The sequence below is a fragment of the Geodermatophilus arenarius genome (assembly GCF_042654585.1).
GTDB lineage: Bacteria > Actinomycetota > Actinomycetes > Mycobacteriales > Geodermatophilaceae > Geodermatophilus > Geodermatophilus arenarius.
The window spans coordinates 50,551-68,535 of the sequence record NZ_JBHSGR010000005.1 but is presented as its reverse complement, the minus strand read 5'-3'; the positions used below and the strand labels follow the sequence as shown (position 1 = coordinate 68,535).

At 75.9% G+C, this 17,985-nt stretch carries 18 protein-coding genes; 14 read left to right on the top strand and 4 right to left on the bottom strand.

Translation table 11 applies throughout. From position 1 onward, the window contains the following. Window positions 1-103: 103 nt before the first annotated feature. Both ACFO3M_RS06255 and ACFO3M_RS06250 read right to left on the bottom strand, forming a co-directional pair. Complete coding sequence (locus tag ACFO3M_RS06255) at window positions 104-1,045, bottom strand: M23 family metallopeptidase (RefSeq protein WP_387987624.1); 942 nt, start codon at window positions 1,043-1,045, stop codon at window positions 104-106. 192 nt (window positions 1,046-1,237) lie between these two features. After that, the gene (locus tag ACFO3M_RS06250) at window positions 1,238-2,128 is read right to left on the bottom strand and encodes a lipase family alpha/beta hydrolase (protein ID WP_387987623.1); all 891 of its coding nucleotides are present in this window, start codon (window positions 2,126-2,128) and stop codon (window positions 1,238-1,240) included. A 186-nt stretch (window positions 2,129-2,314) separates the two neighbouring features. Here ACFO3M_RS06250 and ACFO3M_RS06245 point away from each other — a divergent pair, with 186 nt between their 5' ends. The 9 genes from ACFO3M_RS06245 (at window position 2,315) to ACFO3M_RS06205 (ending at window position 11,419) form a co-directional block, all read left to right on the top strand. Next, a complete protein-coding gene (locus ACFO3M_RS06245) occupies window positions 2,315-3,415 on the top strand; it encodes a hypothetical protein (RefSeq protein WP_387987622.1) in 1,101 nt (366 codons plus the stop codon). Further along, entirely contained in the window at window positions 3,412-3,795 is a 384-nt protein-coding gene (locus ACFO3M_RS06240; protein ID WP_387987620.1) for a methylmalonyl-CoA mutase, read from the top strand. The genes ACFO3M_RS06245 and ACFO3M_RS06240 overlap by 4 nt, the downstream gene beginning before the upstream one ends. A gap of 64 nt (window positions 3,796-3,859) precedes the next feature. After that, window positions 3,860-5,020 (top strand): ADP-forming succinate--CoA ligase subunit beta, encoded by a 1,161-nt coding sequence (gene sucC, locus ACFO3M_RS06235; RefSeq protein WP_387987618.1) that lies wholly within the window; start codon window positions 3,860-3,862, stop codon window positions 5,018-5,020. Between the two features lie 91 nt (window positions 5,021-5,111). After that, window positions 5,112-5,990, top strand: coding sequence for a succinate--CoA ligase subunit alpha (gene sucD, locus ACFO3M_RS06230; protein WP_387987616.1), 879 nt, complete (start codon window positions 5,112-5,114; stop codon window positions 5,988-5,990). 221 nt (window positions 5,991-6,211) lie between these two features. Then, window positions 6,212-7,240 carry a hypothetical protein gene (locus tag ACFO3M_RS06225; protein WP_387987614.1) on the top strand — a complete coding sequence of 343 codons (1,029 nt, stop codon included), beginning with the start codon at window positions 6,212-6,214 and terminating at the stop codon, window positions 7,238-7,240. Between the two features lie 136 nt (window positions 7,241-7,376). Further along, window positions 7,377-8,573: a cell division protein PerM gene (locus ACFO3M_RS06220; protein ID WP_387987613.1), complete on the top strand. Its 1,197-nt coding sequence runs from the start codon at window positions 7,377-7,379 to the stop codon at window positions 8,571-8,573. 31 nt (window positions 8,574-8,604) lie between these two features. Continuing rightward, window positions 8,605-9,213 carry a phosphoribosylglycinamide formyltransferase gene (gene purN, locus ACFO3M_RS06215; RefSeq protein WP_387987612.1) on the top strand — a complete coding sequence of 203 codons (609 nt, stop codon included), beginning with the start codon at window positions 8,605-8,607 and terminating at the stop codon, window positions 9,211-9,213. Next, window positions 9,210-10,778: a bifunctional phosphoribosylaminoimidazolecarboxamide formyltransferase/IMP cyclohydrolase gene (purH, locus tag ACFO3M_RS06210; protein ID WP_387987610.1), complete on the top strand. Its 1,569-nt coding sequence runs from the start codon at window positions 9,210-9,212 to the stop codon at window positions 10,776-10,778. Before purN ends, purH begins: the two co-directional genes overlap by 4 nt. After that, on the top strand, window positions 10,775-11,419 hold the full coding sequence (locus ACFO3M_RS06205) for a pentapeptide repeat-containing protein (protein ID WP_387987606.1): 645 nt from the start codon (window positions 10,775-10,777) through the stop codon (window positions 11,417-11,419). The genes purH and ACFO3M_RS06205 overlap by 4 nt, the downstream gene beginning before the upstream one ends. Before the next feature lie 136 nt (window positions 11,420-11,555). On the opposite strand, the gene ACFO3M_RS06200 is transcribed toward ACFO3M_RS06205, so the two are convergent. Beyond that, window positions 11,556-12,164 carry a hypothetical protein gene (locus tag ACFO3M_RS06200; RefSeq protein WP_387987604.1) on the bottom strand — a complete coding sequence of 203 codons (609 nt, stop codon included), beginning with the start codon at window positions 12,162-12,164 and terminating at the stop codon, window positions 11,556-11,558. Window positions 12,165-12,258: 94 nt separating this feature from the next. On the opposite strand from ACFO3M_RS06200, the gene ACFO3M_RS06195 reads away from it, so the two are divergent. From ACFO3M_RS06195 to ACFO3M_RS06175, 5 genes are all read left to right on the top strand, one after another. Then, a complete protein-coding gene (locus ACFO3M_RS06195) occupies window positions 12,259-13,128 on the top strand; it encodes a bifunctional methylenetetrahydrofolate dehydrogenase/methenyltetrahydrofolate cyclohydrolase (protein ID WP_387987602.1) in 870 nt (289 codons plus the stop codon). Next, a complete protein-coding gene (locus ACFO3M_RS06190) occupies window positions 13,128-13,427 on the top strand; it encodes a DUF3017 domain-containing protein (RefSeq protein ID WP_387987600.1) in 300 nt (99 codons plus the stop codon). Before ACFO3M_RS06195 ends, ACFO3M_RS06190 begins: the two co-directional genes overlap by 1 nt. Before the next feature lie 51 nt (window positions 13,428-13,478). Further along, window positions 13,479-14,432 (top strand): malate dehydrogenase, encoded by a 954-nt coding sequence (gene mdh, locus ACFO3M_RS06185; protein WP_387987598.1) that lies wholly within the window; start codon window positions 13,479-13,481, stop codon window positions 14,430-14,432. Window positions 14,433-14,501: 69 nt separating this feature from the next. Continuing rightward, window positions 14,502-15,716 carry an NADP-dependent isocitrate dehydrogenase gene (locus ACFO3M_RS06180; RefSeq protein WP_387987596.1) on the top strand — a complete coding sequence of 405 codons (1,215 nt, stop codon included), beginning with the start codon at window positions 14,502-14,504 and terminating at the stop codon, window positions 15,714-15,716. Window positions 15,717-15,972: 256 nt separating this feature from the next. Then, the gene (locus ACFO3M_RS06175) at window positions 15,973-16,779 is read left to right on the top strand and encodes an endonuclease domain-containing protein (RefSeq protein ID WP_387987594.1); all 807 of its coding nucleotides are present in this window, start codon (window positions 15,973-15,975) and stop codon (window positions 16,777-16,779) included. A gap of 74 nt (window positions 16,780-16,853) precedes the next feature. On the opposite strand, the gene ACFO3M_RS06170 is transcribed toward ACFO3M_RS06175, so the two are convergent. Then, complete coding sequence (locus ACFO3M_RS06170) at window positions 16,854-17,900, bottom strand: CAP domain-containing protein (protein WP_387987592.1); 1,047 nt, start codon at window positions 17,898-17,900, stop codon at window positions 16,854-16,856. Window positions 17,901-17,985: the final 85 nt, after the last annotated feature.

Genomic DNA, 17,985 nt, shown 5'->3' with positions numbered 1-17,985 from the left:
GCTCCGCCGCGGGAGGGGCGCTCCTGGGGTCGTTCGCGGCCTCCGGGGGTGCTGCAGCACTCCCGGAGCGCGGGGAGAGCTCCAGGAGCGGAGCGACGCCGGATCACAGGGTGACGCCGTGGTCGGCGAGCCACTCCTCGGGGTCGATCGGCCGGCCGGTCATGCCGCCGCGGTGGATCTCGTAGTGCAGGTGCGGGCCGGTGGACTGGCCCTCGTTGCCGATCTTCGCGATCTCGTCGCCGGCGTGCACGATCTGGCCGGCCTCGACGTCGTAGTAGCGCATGTGCCCGTAGATGTGCACGTTGCCGTCGGCGTCCTGGATGTAGACGGCGTTGCCGTACCCGGAGGCCCGGCCGGCGCGCAGCACGACCCCGTCGGTCACCGAGTGGATCGGCGTGCCGAGGGAGTTGGCCAGGTCGATGCCCCAGTGCATGGAGCCCCAGCGCTGGCAGAAGCAGGTGGTCATCCGGCCGGTGGTCGGCGCGACGGTCCGGGGTTCGCGGGCGGCGCGGGAGGCGGCCAGCTCCGACAGCCGGACGGCGGCCTCGGCCTGGGTGATGCCCTGCCGGACCCCGGCGTCCTCCATGTCCCCGGTCAGGCCGATGTCGGCGGCGCCGAGGCCGTAGTCGGCGGCGCTCACCGAGGCGGCCGGGGCCGGGGTGCCGCCGGTGAGGGCGGGGACGGCGGCGACGAGCGCACCGGCGACGAGCGCGCCCAGCCACAGCGGGCCGCGGCGCCCGGGCGGGCGGCGGACGGTGCGCCGCGCGGCGGGCTCGGTGTCGGGCTCGGTGCCGGCCGGCTCGGCGGCGGCCTCGGCAGCGTCCTCGACCTCGGCGTCCTCGACCTCGGCGTCCTCGACCTCGGCGTCCTCGGCCGGAGCGGTGACGGGGGCGACCACCCGGGCGGGGAGGACGGTGCTCGGCACCGCGGGCCGCGGGACCGGCGGCACGGCCGGGGTCCCCAGCGGGCCGGACGAGATGCGGCCGGTCGCGTCGGGCCCGGTCGCCCGGCGGCCGGTCGCCGCGGGCTCGAGGAGCGCGGTCACGGGACACCCTTCGTCCACGCTCCCGGGACCACTGCACGGGGCAGCCCGTCGGGGGAGCGACGGCGGTGGAGGCGCCTGGGAGGACGCCCGCCGGTGGGTACCGGCGCCGTGATCGGACCGTAACGTTCCGTCAGGGCCGACCGGGGGAAGCGACGCTGCGTGTCGCCATGTCTCCCCGGGGTGGGGTGCCGCTCAGGCGGCGTCGGCGAGCGGCGCGGGGGCGGCCGGCCGCAGCCCGGCCAGCGTCGCGGCCACCTCGTCGACGACGCCGCGGTGGAACGGCAGCGACATGTGCCCCACGCCCCTCACGAGGACGTTGCGCGCCTGCAGGTCCGGGTGGTCGCACCGGCCGGCCACGGTGGGGACGACGATCTGGTCGAGGTTGCTGTAGACGGCGGTCATCGGGGTCGACCAGTCCGGCGCCGGCTCGGCGAGCTCCCGGAGCACCGGCGACCCGGGCCGCAGCTGGCGCACCATCGGCGTCGGCAGCAGGTGGGCCAGCACCGAGCCGCCGTGCGGCGTGCCGAGGGTGACCAGCGACTCCACCCGCCGGCCCCCGCCCTGGCGCTGCACGTAGTGCCGGGCGATGAGGCCGCCGAGGCTGTGTCCCACCAGGTGCACCCGGTCGTGGCCGGTCCGGGCGCAGATCCGCTCGACGTGCTCCCCCAGGTCGCGCGCGCCCTCGGCGACGTCCCCCAGCAGCGGGCTGTAGTTCCAGGTGCAGACCTGGGTGAACCCGCGCCGCCGCAGTCGGCGGCGCATGACGGTGAAGATCGACCGGTTGTCGATGAGCCCGTGGACCAGCAGCACCGGGACGCGCGCGGCGAGCGGGTCGGCGGCGAACAGCGCGCGGACGGCGGCCGGCTGGACCCCCGGGCGGCAGCGCGGGTCGAGCAGCAGGGCCTCGGTCCGCGCGCCGAGCGGGTAGAGCAGGGCGTGCGCCCCGACCCAGGCCAGTTCGGTGAGCCCGCCGGCGACGGTGGTGGGGGAGACCAGTGCCCGGAGCGCGTCCCGTGGCGTACCCGGGGAAGGCTCTCCCGTGTGCCACTCTGGACGGCACCCGGGGTCGCCGGTCGCGCGCATGGACGTCCTCCCGTTCGGCGGCCGCCGGCGGTGTCCCGGGACCCGGGTCCGTCGACGGCGGAGCACCGCTGTGGTGCTCGGTTCACACGACGGTAATGCCCTGGTGTGGCGACGGTCACACGGACGATGCGGGGATCTCGACGAGATCGAGACCGGAACGCGACACATCTCGACGAAGGGGGACCCGTGGCCGGCCGTGAGAGTGCTGCCCGCGACGACCGGACCCGGGACGGCGCCCGGCGGACCGGGGCCACGGGTGCCGCCCGCCGCACCGGGGCCGCCGCCGCCGGGGCGCGGCGCACCGGCGCCCGCCCGGCCCCGGACCGGCGCCCGGCCCGCACCCCGGCCGCCCCTCCCGCCCCGGACGACGGGCTCGTCGTCGGGCACCTCCCCGGCGGCGCCCGCACCGCGGGGGTGCTGCTCGTGCTCGCCGGCCTGGCCGGGGTCGCCGCGCTGTCCCCGACCTACCTCGTCGTCGGCGGCCGGGAGCTGTCGCTGGCCGGCGGGCTCGGCGGCGCGCTGGTCGGCCTGGTCGTCCCGCTGACCGCCGTCGCGGTGGGGGCCGGCCTCGCCGCCGGCCGGGTGCCGCGCTTCGGGCTGGCCTACGCCGGCGTCGGCGGGGTGCTGGCGCTGGGCTCCCTGCTCATCGAGGTCTACCGCGGCAGCGCCTCCACCGTCCGTCCCGGCGTCGAGGTGCTGGCCGGGGAGCGGGTGCTCACCAGCTCGGTGGAGACCGGGGCCGGCTGGTGGCTCGAGGTCGCCGGGCTCGCGCTGACCGTCCTGGCCGCGGTCTGCGCCGCGGCGGCGTGGAGCCGCACGGTCATGGAGGACCGGGGGGCGCTCGACCCCGCCCGCGGCGCGCTGGCCGGCGCGGCGGTGCTGCTCGGCGTCCTCACCGTGCTGTGCCTGGCGCTGCCGGCCGCCGACGTCCCCGACCGGCTGGTCGACGACCCGTCCACCGGCCTGGAGGTCGTGGTCGAGCAGCAGGGCCCGCAGGCGCTCCTGGAGCGGCCCGGGCTGGCGCTGCTCGGCGGGCTGCTGCTGGCCGGCGCCGTCCTGCTCGCCTCGGTGCTGGCGCCCTCGCTGCGGCCGCGGCTGGCCGCCGTCGGCGGCTTCCTCGCCGTCGCGGTGACCGTGCTCGCCGCCGGCCTCGGCGGGCTGCGCGACGCCCTCGCCTCCGACGAGCTGGAGTGGACCGTCCCCGGCGCCGGGCTGCTCGCCGCCGGGCTGGGCTACGCGCTGCTCACCGTGCTCGCCTGGCGGCTGCGCCGCACGACCGCCCGGTGACGGCGGGCGAGCGGCTGCGCGTCGTCGTCGCCGGGCCCGAGGGCCGGGACGACCCGCGCGCGGTCGCCCTCGCCCGCGCGCTGCGCGACTCCGGCGCCGAGGTGGTGCTGACCGGCGAGGTCGCCTCGGCCGGGCGGCTGGCCGCGACGGTCGTGCAGGAGGACGCCGACGCCCTCGGCGTGGCCGGGGCGCGGCCGGGGCTGCTCGGCGAGGTGCTCGCCCGGCTGTCCGCCGCCGGCGTCGACGACGTCACCGCCTTCGTCCTCGGGGACGGCGACGACGGCGGAGGCGACCTGCCGGCCGACGTTCGCCGCTTCCCCGACGGCACCACCCCCGACGACGTCGTGGCCGCGCTGCGGCGGCTGTCCGGGGGCCTGTGACCCGGGGCACGGGGCCCGGTGCCGGTGCGGCGGCCGGGACGCGCGAGGTTTACGGTGCCTGTTCGTGGATCTCTTCGAGTACCAGGCGCGTGACCTGCTGGCCTCGCACGGCGTGCCCGTGCTGCCCGGCGGCGTGGCCGAGACACCCGACCAGGCCGAGGCGATCGCCCGCGAGATCGGGCAGACCGTCGTCGTCAAGGCGCAGGTCAAGACCGGCGGCCGCGGCAAGGCCGGCGGCGTCAAGCTGGCCAACGACGCCGACGAGGCGAGGGCCCGCGCCCAGGACATCCTCGGGCTGGACATCAAGGGCCACATCACCCACCGCGTGATGGTGGCGCAGGCCAGCGACATCGCCGAGGAGTACTACTTCTCCTACCTGCTCGACCGCGCCAACCGCACCTTCCTGGCCATGGCCAGCGTCGAGGGCGGCATGGAGATCGAGCAGCTCGCCGTCGAGCGGCCCGAGGCCCTCGCCCGCATCCCCGTCGACGCCACGACCGGCGTCGACGCGCAGAAGGCCGCCGAGATCGTCGACGCCGCCGGGTTCGCCCCCGAGGTGCGCGACCAGGTGATCGCCATCGCCGTCCAGCTGTGGGAGACCTTCGCCCAGGAGGACGCCACCCTCGTCGAGGTCAACCCGCTGGCCAAGGCGCCCGACGGCACCGTCCTCGCGCTCGACGCGAAGGTCACCCTCGACGAGAACGCCTCCTTCCGGCACCCCCAGCACGCCGAGCTCGCGGACTCCGCCTCGGCCGACCCGCTCGAGGCGCGCGCCAAGGAGAAGGACCTCAACTACGTCAAGCTCGACGGCGAGGTCGGGATCATCGGCAACGGCGCCGGCCTGGTCATGAGCACCCTCGACGTCGTCGCCTACGCGGGCGAGGAGTTCGGCGGGGTCAAGCCGGCCAACTTCCTCGACATCGGCGGCGGCGCCTCGGCCGAGGTCATGGCCAACGGCCTGGAGATCATCCTCTCCGACCCGGCCGTGAAGAGCGTGTTCGTCAACGTCTTCGGCGGCATCACCGCCTGCGACGCCGTCGCCAACGGCATCGTCAGCGCCCTGGGCATCCTCGGTGACGAGGCGACCAAGCCGCTGGTCGTCCGGCTCGACGGCAACAACGTCGAGGAGGGCCGGCGCATCCTCGCCGAGGCGGACCACCCGCTGGTGACCCTGGTGGACACGATGGACGGCGCCGCGCGCCGGGCCGCCGAGCTCGCCGCCTGAGGAAGGACCCCTTCCCTCCCCACCCCTCGCAGGCTCGGGGCGGGCCCCTGGAAAGGGGCCGTTCCCTCACCTCCAGACAGGACCTGAAGAGATGTCGATCTTCCTCAACGAGAACAGCAAGGTCATCGTCCAGGGCATGACCGGCTCGGAGGGGCGCAAGCACACCCAGCGCATGCTCGCCTCCGGCACCGCGATCGTCGGTGGCGTGAACCCGAAGAAGGCCGGCGAGCGCGTCGACTTCGAGGGCGCCAGCGTGCCGGTGTTCGGCAGCGTGTCCGAGGCCATGAAGGAGACCGGCGCCGACGTCAGCGTCATCTTCGTGCCGCCGGCCGGCGCCAAGGGCGCGGTCATCGAGGCCGTCGACGCCCAGATCGGGCTCGCCGTCGTCATCACCGAGGGCATCCCGGTGCACGACTCGACCTACTTCTGGGCCCACGCCCAGGGCGGCGCCACCCGGATCATCGGCCCGAACTGCCCCGGCCTGATCAGCCCCGGGCGCTCCAACGCCGGCATCATCCCGGCCAACATCACCAAGCAGGGCAAGATCGGCCTGGTCAGCAAGTCCGGCACGCTGACCTACCAGATGATGTACGAGCTCCGGGACATCGGCTTCTCCACCTGTGTCGGCATCGGCGGCGACCCGGTCATCGGCACCACGCACATCGACTGCCTGCAGGCCTTCCAGGACGACCCGGAGACCGAGGCCATCGTCATGATCGGTGAGATCGGTGGCGACGCCGAGGAGCGCGCGGCCGACTTCATCAAGGCCAACGTGACCAAGCCGGTCGTCGGCTACGTCGCCGGGTTCACCGCGCCCGAGGGCAAGACGATGGGCCACGCCGGCGCCATCGTGTCCGGCTCGGCCGGCACCGCGCAGGCCAAGAAGGAGGCCCTCGAGGCCGCCGGGGTCAAGGTCGGCAAGACGCCGTCGGAGACCGCCCGCCTCATGCGGGAGCTCGTCGGCGACTGATCGCCCCCCGTGGACTGCCCCGGCCCCTCCCCAGGAGCCGGGGCAGTTCCGCTTCCCGGGGACGGGTTGCGGGGCGGTCACGATCTCGCCCCTCGTGGTGAGGGGCGAGCGTGGCGAGGTTGCAGCCCGTCGACGGCGGGGGAGAGCATCCGCGACGCCGTACCGATGTGACGAGGGAGAGTCGAACGATGACGTCCAGTCAGCCGCCTCAGCAGCCCGGGATGTCCGGGCAGCCGGGACCGGGCGGCCAGCCGGGGTACGGCCAGCCGGGGTACGGGCCGCCGGGGTACGGGCCGCCGGGGTACGGGCAGCAGCCGCCGTCCTACGGTGCTCCTCAGGGGCAGCCGTCCTACGGCCAGCAGGCCCCCTACGGTCAGCAGCCGCCCCACGGCCAGCAGCCCCACGGCGCGCCGCAGCCCTACGGGCAGCCGTACGGCCAGCAGCCGCCGCCCGGCGCCCCGTCGCCGTACGGCCAGGCCCCGCGCCCGGCCGGTGCGGGCTTCGACCTCGGGCGCCTGAGGACGGCCGACTACGTCGTCGCCGCCGGCGCGCTGGTCTACCTGGTCCTCGCGCTGCTGCCGTGGGCGACCTTCTCCAGCAGTGACGACTTCGGCTTCGACGTCCCCGGCTTCGACGTCCCGGAGATCAGCTACAGCTTCTCCGGCTTCGAGGTCAGCGGCCTGGTGACCTTCAGCTTCGTGCTGCTGCTCCTGGCCGGCGTGTGGGCGCTGCTGCCGGCGTTCGTGCAGCTGGACCTGGGCTTCCCGCGCAGCTGGATCACCGTGGGCCTGGCCGGGCTGGCCGCGCTGCTCACCCTGGTCGCCTGGATCCAGACCTTCGACGCCGGCTTCTCGGTGTTCGCGCTGCTCGGCTTCCTGGTCACCGTCGCGGTGGCGGTGTTCGCGTTCCTGCGGCTGCTGCCGGAGATGCGGAACAGGCCGGCGCTGCCCGGCGCCCTCGCCGGCGCCGCGCAGTGGGCCAACCAGCAGGCGCCGGACTTCGGCATCGGCCAGGGCGGCGCCCCGGGCCCGCCGGCGGCTCCGGGCCAGTACGGCGCCCCGGGCCCGTACGGCGGGCCCGCCCCCTACGGCGGCCAGCCGGCGCAGCCGTGGGGCCAGCCCGGGCAGCCGGGGCAGCCCGGGCAGCCGGGCCTCGGTCAGCCGTACACCCCGTCGCCGGTCACCGACCCCGGTCAGCACTCCTCCGGCCAGCACGGCGGTTCCTCCGCCTCGGGTCACGGCCAGCCCTGATCCGACCGCGCTCCGTCACGGGCGTACCCGTCCCGACGAGGGCCGGCGGCACTGCCGCCGGCCCTCGTCGCCGTTCCGGCGCCCCTCCCGGCGCGTGCGGCGGACAGACGGCGGGGACGCTTGCGAGAGTGGGGTCGTGGTCTCCCTGCTGGCGCGCCTGCCCGTGCCGGGACAGCGCGGCCCCGGTGCCGGGCGGCCCTGGTACCCGGCCGCGCTGACCGCCGCCGCCACGGCCGCGGTCACGCTGCTCGGGCTGCTCGGGCTCGGGCTCGCGGTCGTGGTGGTCGAGACGCTCGATCCCGCAGGCGGGTTCTCGGTCCCGAGCGCGGCCCGCGTCGGCGGCCGGCTGTGGCTGCTGGCCAACGGCGGCGGGCTCGACCTGCCGTCGGGGCCGCTGGTCCTCGCGCCGCTGCTGCTCACCCTCGCCGTCGCCTGGGGGCTCGACCGGGCCGGGCGGGGCGTGCTGCGCGTCGCCGAGCCCGCCGGCGCCCGCGCCGCCGCCGGGGTCGTGGCGACCGCGGTCGCGGTGCACGCGCTGCTGGCGGTCCTGCTCGGGCTCGTCGTCGACGGGCCCGGGGCCCGCACCGACCTGCTGCGCTGCGGCCTCGGCGCCGCCGTCCTCGCCGCGGTCGCCGTCGGCTGGGGCGTGCTCCGGGAGGGCGACCTGCTCGACGGCGTCCTGGACCGCCTGCCCGGGCCGGTGCGGCCCCTGCTGCCCGCCGTCCTCGCCGGGCTGCTCGCCGCGGGCGCACTGGGTCTCGCCGTCGTCGCCGTCGCGCTGGCCGCGGACGCCTCCGGCTACGCCGCGGTCGCGGGCGCCCTCGGCGGCTCCGGGGCCGGTGCGGTGGGCACGCTGGCGCTCGGGGCGCTGCTGCTGCCCAACGCCGCCGCGGCCGCGCTCGGGGTGGCGGCCGGGCCCGGGTTCGCCGTCGGCGCCGGCACCGTCGTCTCGGTGCACGGGATCAGCCTCGGTCCGGTGCCGGCGTTCCCGCTGCTGGCCGCGCTGCCCGACACCCAGGCGGTGCCGCTGCTGGCGTTCGTCTCGCAGGCGGTCCCGGCGCTGGCCGGGCTGGTCGCCGGGGTGGCGCTGGGCCGCCGCATGACCGACGACGACGGCGGCTCGGTGGTCGCCGGCCTGTGGGGCGTGCCGGCCGGCGTCGTCCTGGGGCTGGGCGTGGGCGTCCTCGCCGCGGTGGCCGGCGGCTCGCTGGGCGACGGCGCGCTCGCCGACGTCGGCGCGCCGCCCGTGGCCACGGCGCTCTCCTTCGCGCTGCAGGCCGGCGTCGCTGCGGCGGTCGGGGCGGCCACCGCGCGCTGGCGGTCCCTCGGCTGAGGCCCCTGGCGCCGTCGATAGGGTCGCGGACGTGCCCGGCCCCGAGTCCTCCCCGCGGGCGCGGGTCGTCGTGCTGATCTCGGGCACCGGCTCGCTGTGCGCGGCGCTGCTCGAGGCCGCCGACGACCCCGGCTACCCGGCGCAGGTGGTCGCCGTCGGCGCCGACCGCGACGCCGCCGGGCTCGCGCACGCCCGCCGCCGCGGCCTGCCGACGTTCACCGTCGCGCTGCGCGACTTCCCCGACCGGGCCGCCTGGGACCGCGCGCTGACCGAGGCGATCGCCGCGCACGAGCCCGACCTGGTGGTGTCCGCCGGGTTCATGAAGATCGTCGGTCCCGCCGTCCTGGCCCGCTACGAGGGCCGGCTGGTCAACACCCACCCCGCGCTGCTGCCGGCGTTCCCGGGCGCGCACGCCGTCCGCGACGCGCTGGCCGCCGGCGTGGACGTCACCGGCAGCACGGTGCACCTGGTCGACGCCGGCGTCGACACCGGCCCGGTGCTCGCCCGGCGCGAGGTGCCGGTGCTGCCGGGCGACGACGAGGACCGCCTGCACGAACGCATCAAGGCCGTGGAGCGGACGCTCCTGGTGGAGACGGTGGCGCGACTCGTCACCGGGACGACGGAGGAGAGCCCGCGATGACCGAGAGCCGGACCCCCATCCGCAGAGCCCTGCTGGGCGTCTACGACAAGACCGGGATCGAGGAGCTCGCCCGCGGCCTGGCCGATGCCGGCGTGGAGCTGGTCAGCACCGGGGCCACCGCGCGGCGGATCGCCGACGCCGGGATCGCGGTCACCCCGGTCGAGCAGGTCACCGGCTTCCCCGAGTGCCTCGACGGGCGGGTCAAGACGCTGCACCCCGCCGTGCACGCCGGCATCCTCGCCGACCGGCGCAAGCCCGAGCACGTCGCGCAGCTCGAGGAGCTCGGCGTCGCCGCCTTCGACCTCGTCGTCGTGAACCTCTACCCCTTCACCGCGACCGTGGCCTCGGGCGCGACCCCGGACGAGTGCGTCGAGCAGATCGACATCGGCGGCCCGGCGATGGTGCGCGCGGCCGCGAAGAACCACCCGTCGGTCGCCGTGGTCGTCGACCCGGCCCGGTACGGCGACGTCCTCGCCGCCGTGGCCGCCGGCGGCTTCACCCTCCCCGAGCGGCAGCGGCTGGCCGTGGCCGCCTTCCGGCACACCGCCACCTACGACATCGCCGTCGCCTCGTGGATGGGCAACGTGCTCGCCCCCGACGACGAGTCCGGCTTCCCGTCCTGGGTCGGCGCGTCCTGGGAGCGCGCCGACGTGCTGCGCTACGGCGAGAACCCGCACCAGCGGGCGGCGCTGTACCGCAGCGGCGAGCCGGGCGCCGGGACAGGGGGGATCGCGCACGCCGAGCAGCTGCACGGCAAGCAGATGTCCTACAACAACTACGTCGACACCGACGCCGCGTGGCGGGCCGCGCACGACCACGACGACCCCTGCGTGGCGATCGTCAAGCACGCCAACCCGTGCGGGATCGCCGTCGGCCCGGACGTCGCCGCCGCCCACCGCAAGGCGCACGCCTGTGACCCGGTCTCGGCGTTCGGCGGCGTCATCGCGGCCAACCGGGAGGTCGACCTGGCGATGGCCGAGCAGGTGGCCGGCGTGTTCACCGAGGTCGTCGTCGCGCCGTCGTTCACCGCCGACGCCGTCGAGGTGCTGACGGCGAAGAAGAACATCCGGCTGCTGCGGCTGCCCGAGGCCGGCCGGCCCCCGGTCGAGCTGCGGCCGGTCGGCGGCGGGCTGCTGCTGCAGAGCGCCGACCGCATCGACGCCGCCGGCGACGACCCGACCACCTGGACGCTGGCGTGCGGCGAGCCGCTGGACGCCGCCGGCCTCGACGACCTCGTGTTCGCGTGGCGCTCGGTCCGCGCGGTGAAGAGCAACGCGATCCTGCTCGCCCACGACAGGGCGACCGTCGGCGTCGGCATGGGCCAGGTGAACCGGGTGGACTCCGCGCGGCTGGCGGTCGCGCGGGCGGGGGATCGGGCCGCGGGGTCGGTGGCCGCCTCGGACGCGTTCTTCCCCTTCGCCGACGGCCTGCAGGTGCTGCTCGACGCCGGGGTGCGCGCGGTGGTGCAGCCAGGGGGGTCGGTGCGGGACGAGGAGGTCGTCGCGGCGGCGCGGGCGGCCGGCGTCCCGCTCTACCTGACCGGCACCCGCCACTTCGCGCATTGAGGTCGGGCGCACCGGGGGGCCGGCCCCACGTCCGTCCGCCGGAGCCGGGGGAGGAGCTCGAGGACGCCGACCTCGCGCGCGTCGACTGGTGGGGCGCCGAGCTCGACGGCGTCACCTTCACCCGCTGCCGCTTCGACGACGCCGACCTCACCGAGCTGGTCACCCGCCGCTGCGTGTTCGACTCCTGCGTCCTCACCGGCGTGCGGATGAGCGGGTCGCGGCACCGCGGCAGCGCGTTCCTGTCCTGCCGGTTCGACCGCGCCCGGCTGATCGACGCCGTCTGGGAGGGCTGCAAGCTCACCGGCTCGCAGTTCCCCGGCGCCGTCCTGCGGCCGCTGACCAGCACCGACTCCGACTGGAGTTGGACGTCACTGCGCGGCGTCGACCTGTCCGGCAGCGACCTGTCCGGTCAGCGGTTCCGCGAGGCCGACCTCACCGACGCCGACCTGCGCGAGTGCGACCTCACCGGCGCCGACCTCGACCGCGCCCGCCTGCAGGGCGCGAAGCTGCGCGGCACCGACCTGCGCGGCGCGGCCACCGAGGCCTGGCCCTGGCGGGGCCTGGAGCTCACCGGCGTCCGGATCGACCTCGTGCAGGCGGTGCAGGTCGCCCGCGCCCACGGCGCCCTCGTCGAGGGCTGAGCCGGGCACTCCGCGGGCGGCGGGAGGAGCGGGGGCCGGAGGCTCCCACGACCGAGCGCCGGGAGCGGCCCGACACGGACCGGGGACGGCTCCTGGCCGCGGTGCCGTCCGGTGGGACGGCAGTGTCACGGGACCGTCAGCGGTAGCGGGGGCCGGTGAGCATGGCCTTGAGCGCGCCGAGCAGGCCGAGGACGCCGACGGCGCAGGCGGACCAGAAGCCGACGCCGAACGCCGCCGGGTCCCAGTCCTCCACGGCGAACGGCACGAGCACCGCGGCGATCGCCAGCGCGCTGACGAACAGCGCGAGGACGCCGAGGAGGCGGTGCGTCCGGGCGGGCAGCCACAGCAGGACGCCGAGCAGGAACAGCACGCCCCCGCCCAGCACGACGGCGAGCGGCTGCCAGAAGCCGGAGTCCACCAGGGCGCCGAAGCCGGCGTCCGCCTCGTCGAAGCCGCGGCCGACGAGACCCCAACCGGTGTCGCCGGCCCGCGCCAGCCAGCGCAGCGGCAGGCTCACGGCGGCGGCGATGCCGGCGAGGATGAGCAGCAGCCCGCCGAGCGAGTCCGGCCCGCGCACCGGCACCGGCCGGTCGGAGTAGCTGGGCGTCGTGTACGGGTTCGGGCCCGCCTGGCCGTACGCGCCGGGGCCCCCCGCGGACGCGCCGGCCACGGGCGCCAGACCCGGCGTGGTCTGCTCCCGCCAGTCGGCCCCGAGCTGCCGGGTGGACGGGTCGCGCTCGGTCATCAGCTCTCCTCGAGGGATCCGGCCGTGCGGGGGCTCACCTCGAAGCGTAGGGCCGCGGCGGTCGGCGGGGAGGCGCCTCCGGCACACTGTCGGGGTGCCCGCGACGATCCTCGACGGCAAGGCGACCGCAGCCACCATCCGGCAGGAGCTCACCGCGCGGGTCGCGGCCCTGACGGCGGCCGGGCACCGGCCCGGCCTGGGCACGCTGCTGGTCGGCGACGACCCGGGCAGCCGCTGGTACGTCAACGCCAAGCACTCCGACTGCGCGCAGGTCGGCATCGCCAGCATCCAGCGCGAGCTGCCGGCCACCGCCACGCTCGCCGACGTCCTCGCCGTCGTCGAGGAGCTCAACGCCGATCCCGCGTGCACCGGCTACATCGTCCAGCTGCCGCTGCCCCGCCAGGTCGACGAGTACGCCGTCCTCGAGGCGATGGACCCGGCCAAGGACGCCGACGGCCTGCACCCGGTCAACCTCGGCCGGCTGGTGCTCGGCGTCGACGGGCCGCTGCCGTGCACGCCGGTCGGCATCGTCGAGCTGCTGCGCCGGTACGACGTCCCGGTGGCCGGCGCGGAGGTGGTCGTCGTCGGGCGCGGCATCACCGTCGGCCGCCCGCTCGGGCTGCTGCTCACCCGGCGCACCGAGAACGCCACGGTGACCCTCTGCCACACCGGCACCCGGGACCTGGCCGAGCACCTGCGCACCGCCGACGTCGTGGTCGCCGCCGCGGGCGTGCCGGGCCTGGTCACGGCCGACGTCGTCAAGCCCGGCGCCGCGGTCCTCGACGTCGGCGTCAGCCGGGTCGACGGGAAGATCGCCGGTGACGTCGCGAAGGACGTCGCCGAGGTGGCCGGGCACGTGGCGCCCAACCCCGGCGGGGTCGGGCCGATGACCCGGGCGATGCTCCTGCAGAACGTGGTGCTGGCCGCCGAGCGCGCCGCCGCGGACGAGGTGCTCAGCGCCTGATGACGCGCCCGCCGCTGTACCTGCGCCGGCCGTTCCTGGCCGGGCTGCTGCGCCAGCTGCCGCTGTTCGCGGTGCTGGTCGTGGTCGCGGTGGGGCTCGGGATGGTGGCGCTGGAGCACTGGCGGCGCGGCCTGCTGGTGGTCGGGCTGGCGCTCGTCGGCGCGGGCGTGCTGCGGCTGGTGCTCCCCGTCCGCCGGGTCGGTTTCCTCGCCGTCCGCAGCCGGCCGGTCGACGTCGTCCTGATGGCCGGGACGGGGGTCGCGCTGTCGGCGCTGGCCCTCGCGGTCCCGGGCAGTTGAGCGTCGGCCCGCGGGCGCGGCGACCGGGGTCCCGGGTCTAGGTTGACGCCCATGGCAGAGCAGCCCAGGAACGGCAAGGTCACCGTCGTCGGTGCCGGCTTCTACGGCTCCACCACCGCCCTCCGGCTCGCGGAGTACGACGTCTTCGAGACCGTCGTCCTCACCGACATCGTCGAGGGCAAGCCCGAGGGCCTGGCCCTCGACATCAACCAGTCACGGCCGATCGAGGGCTTCGAGACGAGGGTCGTCGGCGTCGGCGGCGGCTCGTACGAGGGCACCGAGGGGTCCGACGTCGTCGTCGTCACCGCCGGCCTGCCGCGCAAGCCCGGCATGAGTCGGATGGACCTCATCGAGACCAACGCGAAGATCGTCCGGGACGTCTCCGAGAACGTCGCGCGGACCTCGCCGGACGCCGTCGTCATCGTCGTGTCCAACCCGCTGGACGAGATGACCGCCCTGGCGCAGCTGGCCACCGGCTTCCCGAAGGAGCGGGTGATGGGCCAGGCCGGGATGCTCGACACCGCCCGGTTCACCAACAACGTCGCCGAGGAGCTCGGCGTCCCGGTGTCCTCGGTGCGCACCCTGACCCTCGGCTCGCACGGCGACACGATGGTGCCCGTGCCCTCGCGCTGCACCGTCGACGGCAAGCCGCTGGCCGACGTCCTGGCCCCCGACCGCGTCGAGCACCTCGTGCAGCGCACCCGCAACGGCGGCGCGGAGGTCGTCGCGCTGCTCAAGACCGGGTCGGCGTACTACGCGCCGTCCGCGGCCGCGGCCCGGATGGCCCGCGCCGTCATGGAGGACTCCGGCGCCGTCATGCCCGTGTGCGCCTGGGTCGACGGCGAGTACGGCATCTCCGGTGTCTACCTCGGCGTCGAGGCCGAGATCGGGCGCGCGGGTGTGCGCCGGGTGGTCGAGGGGGACCTCACCGAGAGCGAGCTGGCCGGACTGCGCGAGGCGGCCGAGGCCGTGCGCGCCAAGCAGGCCGACGTCGCGGAGCTGTAGAGCGACTGCACCGCGACCTGACCGACTCCCGGCCCGACGGGCCGGGGCTGCAGAGAGGGAATGTCTGACGTGAGCAAGATCAAGGTCGAGGGCACCGTCGTCGAACTCGACGGCGACGAGATGACCCGGATCATCTGGCAGTTCATCAAGGACCAGCTGATCCTGCCGTACCTCGACGTCAACCTGGAGTACTACGACCTGGGCATCGAGCACCGCGACGCCACCGACGACCAGGTCACCGTCGACTCCGCCAACGCGATCAAGAAGCACGGCGTGGGCGTCAAGTGCGCCACCATCACCCCGGACGAGGCGCGGGTCGAGGAGTTCGGCCTCAAGAAGATGTGGCGCTCCCCGAACGGGACGATCCGCAACATCCTCGGCGGCGTCATCTTCCGCGAGCCGATCATCATGCAGAACGTGCCGCGGCTGGTGCCGGGCTGGACCAAGCCGATCATCGTCGGCCGTCACGCCTTCGGTGACCAGTACCGCGCCACCGACTTCCGCTTCCCCGGCGAGGGCACCCTGACGGTGACCTTCACGCCGAAGGACGGCTCCGCGCCGATCGAGCACGAGGTCTTCCAGGCGCCCGGGGCCGGCGTCGCGCTGGCGATGTACAACCTCGACGAGTCCATCCGCGACTTCGCCCGGGCCTCGATGAACTACGGCCTGCAGCGCGGTTACCCGGTGTACCTGTCGACGAAGAACACGATCCTCAAGGCCTACGACGGCCGGTTCAAGGACATCTTCGCCGAGGTCTTCGAGACCGAGTTCAAGGACCAGTTCGAGCAGGCCGGCATCACCTACGAGCACCGGCTCATCGACGACATGGTCGCCGCGTCCCTCAAGTGGGAGGGCGGCTACGTCTGGGCGTGCAAGAACTACGACGGCGACGTCCAGTCCGACACCGTCGCGCAGGGCTTCGGCTCGCTGGGCCTGATGACCTCGGTGCTCATGACGCCCGACGGCCGCACCGTCGAGGCCGAGGCCGCCCACGGCACGGTGACCCGGCACTACCGCCAGCACCAGCAGGGCAAGGAGACCTCGACCAACCCGATCGCGTCGATCTTCGCGTGGACGCGGGGCCTGGCCCACCGCGGCAAGCTGGACGGCACCCCCGAGGTCACCCGGTTCGCCGAGACCCTCGAGAAGGTCTGCATCGACACCGTCGAGGGCGGTCAGATGACCAAGGACCTGGCGCTGCTGATCAGCAAGGAGCAGCCGTGGCTGACCACCCAGGACTTCCTGGCGGCCATCGACAGCAACCTGCAGAAGGCCATGGCCTGACGTAGTCGCTGACGCCGGCGGCCCCCTCACCCTGCGGTGAGGGGGCCGCTCGCGTTCGGGGCCGCGTGATCACCTCGGGTCCGGCGGGCACTCGCGGGCGTCGAGCGCCCTCCCGACCCGAGGTGGTCGAGGCTGTGGACAGCGGGCACGCCGAACGACCGGCGCCGGGCAGGCTCCACCGGTGCCCGTCGCGCCCCGCCGCCCACCACTGCTCCACGGACGGGTGTTCCGGGGTACGTGGGCGGTGGCGGCCGGTGTGCTGACGAAGGACGAGCTGCGGAGCGGGGCCTGGCGCCGGTTGCGCCAGGACGTCTACGCCGATGCCGGGCTGCCCGTCGACCACCGGCTGATGGCCCGCGGGGTCAGCCTGGTGATGCCCCGGTCCGCCGCGCTGGGTGGGCGGACCGCGGCGGTGCTCTGGGGCGCCGCTGACCTCGCGCGAGCCGAGGACCCGGTGGAGGTCGTCGTGCCGCCAGGGCGACGCTGGAGCCCGGGACCCGGAGTCGCGGTGCGGAGCGCTCCGCTGCGCGGGGACGTCGTCCACGACGGATCCTGGCTGCGCTGGACCGCGCGTGTGCGGACGGCGGTGGACCTCGTCCGGCGGGACGGGACGGACGAGGCCGTCGTCCTGCTCGACGGACTGGTCCGCGCCCGCGTCGCGGACCTCGCTGCCGTGCGGGCCGCGGTCGCGGCGCTGCCCCGGTGCCGTGGCAGCGCGTACGCCCGCCGGGCGGTGGCACTCGCCGACGGGCTCGCCGAGTCGCCCCAGGAGACGCGCCTGCGACTCCTCCTGCACCGGTCCGGCCTGCCCCTCCCCGTGGCGCAGTACGAGGTCCGGTGCGGAGGGCGCTTCGTCGCCCGCGTCGACTTCGCCTGGCCCGAGCACCGGCTCGCGCTCGAGTACGACGGCGCCTGGCACGGGGCGCCCGACCAGCTGCCGCGGGACCGGCGCCGTCTCAACGGGCTGACGTCCGCCGGCTGGCGCGTCCACTTCGTGACGAAGGGCGACCTCCGGGGGCCCGACGACCTGCTCCGCGACCTGGCGCGCGCCCTCGACCGGTGATCACCCCGGACCCAGCAGTGCCAGCGGAACGCTGACAGCCCTCCTGACCCGGCGTGATCACCCGGCGCCGGCGCTCAGGCGCCGAAGAGCTGGGTCCACCAGGGGCCGCCGGAGCCCTCGGCCACGCCCACGCCGAGCTCGGTCAGCGAGCAGTTCAGGATGTTCGCCCGGTGGCCGGGGCTGTTCATCCACGCCGCCATCACCGCGGCCGGGTCGGGCTGGCCCTGGGCGATGTTCTCCGCCCGCGCGTTGCCGACGCCCGCGGCCCGGGCCCGGTCGAACGGGTCGAGCCCCTCGGGGGTGTCGTGCGAGAAGTAGCCGCGGTCGCGCATGTCCGCGCTGTGCGCCCGGGCGACGGCGGCCAGCGCCGCGTCCGCGACCACCGGCGCACACCCGGCGGCGGCGCGCTCCTGGTTGACCAGGGTCAGCACCGCGGCCTCAGCGGAGGGGTCGGCCGGGGCGGCGGCGGTCCGGGCCACCGGCGCCGGTGCGGGCTCCGACGAGGGGGGCGGCGTCTGCGTCCCCGACCCCGCCGCCGACGCGGAGGACCCGGCCGACGACGAGGACCCGGCCGACGACGAGGACCCGGCCGACGAGGAGGACCCGCCCTGCTCCGGGGCCGGGGACCCGGGCAGCACGGACGACGAGGACGAGGACGACGAGGACGAGGACGCGGACGACGAGGACGCGGACGACGAGGACGCGGACGACGAGGTCCCGGCCGAGGACGACGAGGGCGCCGACGACGACCCGCCTGACGCGGTGGAGCGGCCCGCCGACGAGGAGGTCCCCGGCGCGGGGGTGTCCGGCGCGGACGAGCCCGGCGCGGGGGAGTCCGCCGCCGACGAGCCCGGCGCGCCGGGTGCCGTCCCCGGAGCGGTGGTCGGGGCGCCGTCCACGCCCATCGTCACCACGCCGGTGCGCTCGGCGCCGTCCTCCACGCCGTCCTCCACCGCGTCCGCCGCGGAGGTCGCCGCGGACTCCGCCGTCGACAGCCCGCCCCGGCCGGCGGCCATGAGCGGCACGAGCAGCGCGATGCCGCCCACGACGAGGACGACCAGCAGGACCGGCAGCAGGCGGCGGGCGCGGCCCCGGCGCCGCGGCGGGCGCTGGGGTGCCACCCGAGCGGCGTGGCGGGCGGACGGCGGGGAAGACCGGTGGCGCACGGAGCGATTACCTCACGAAGTCGACAAGTCGCTTTCTGTG

Excerpts from the sequence above, each read along its gene's own strand:
- ACFO3M_RS06225 (WP_387987614.1), top strand. The coding sequence starts at position 6,212 with ATGTCCGGGCAGCCGGGACCGGGCGGCCAGCCGGGGTACGGCCAGCCG.
- mdh (WP_387987598.1), top strand. The coding sequence starts at position 13,479 with ATGGCAGAGCAGCCCAGGAACGGCAAGGTCACCGTCGTCGGTGCCGGC.
- purH (WP_387987610.1), top strand. The coding sequence starts at position 9,210 with ATGACCGAGAGCCGGACCCCCATCCGCAGAGCCCTGCTGGGCGTCTAC.
- ACFO3M_RS06200 (WP_387987604.1), bottom strand. The coding sequence starts at position 12,164 with ATGACCGAGCGCGACCCGTCCACCCGGCAGCTCGGGGCCGACTGGCGG.
- ACFO3M_RS06250 (WP_387987623.1), bottom strand. The coding sequence starts at position 2,128 with ATGCGCGCGACCGGCGACCCCGGGTGCCGTCCAGAGTGGCACACGGGA.
- ACFO3M_RS06190 (WP_387987600.1), top strand. The coding sequence starts at position 13,128 with ATGACGCGCCCGCCGCTGTACCTGCGCCGGCCGTTCCTGGCCGGGCTG.
- sucD (WP_387987616.1), top strand. The coding sequence starts at position 5,112 with ATGTCGATCTTCCTCAACGAGAACAGCAAGGTCATCGTCCAGGGCATG.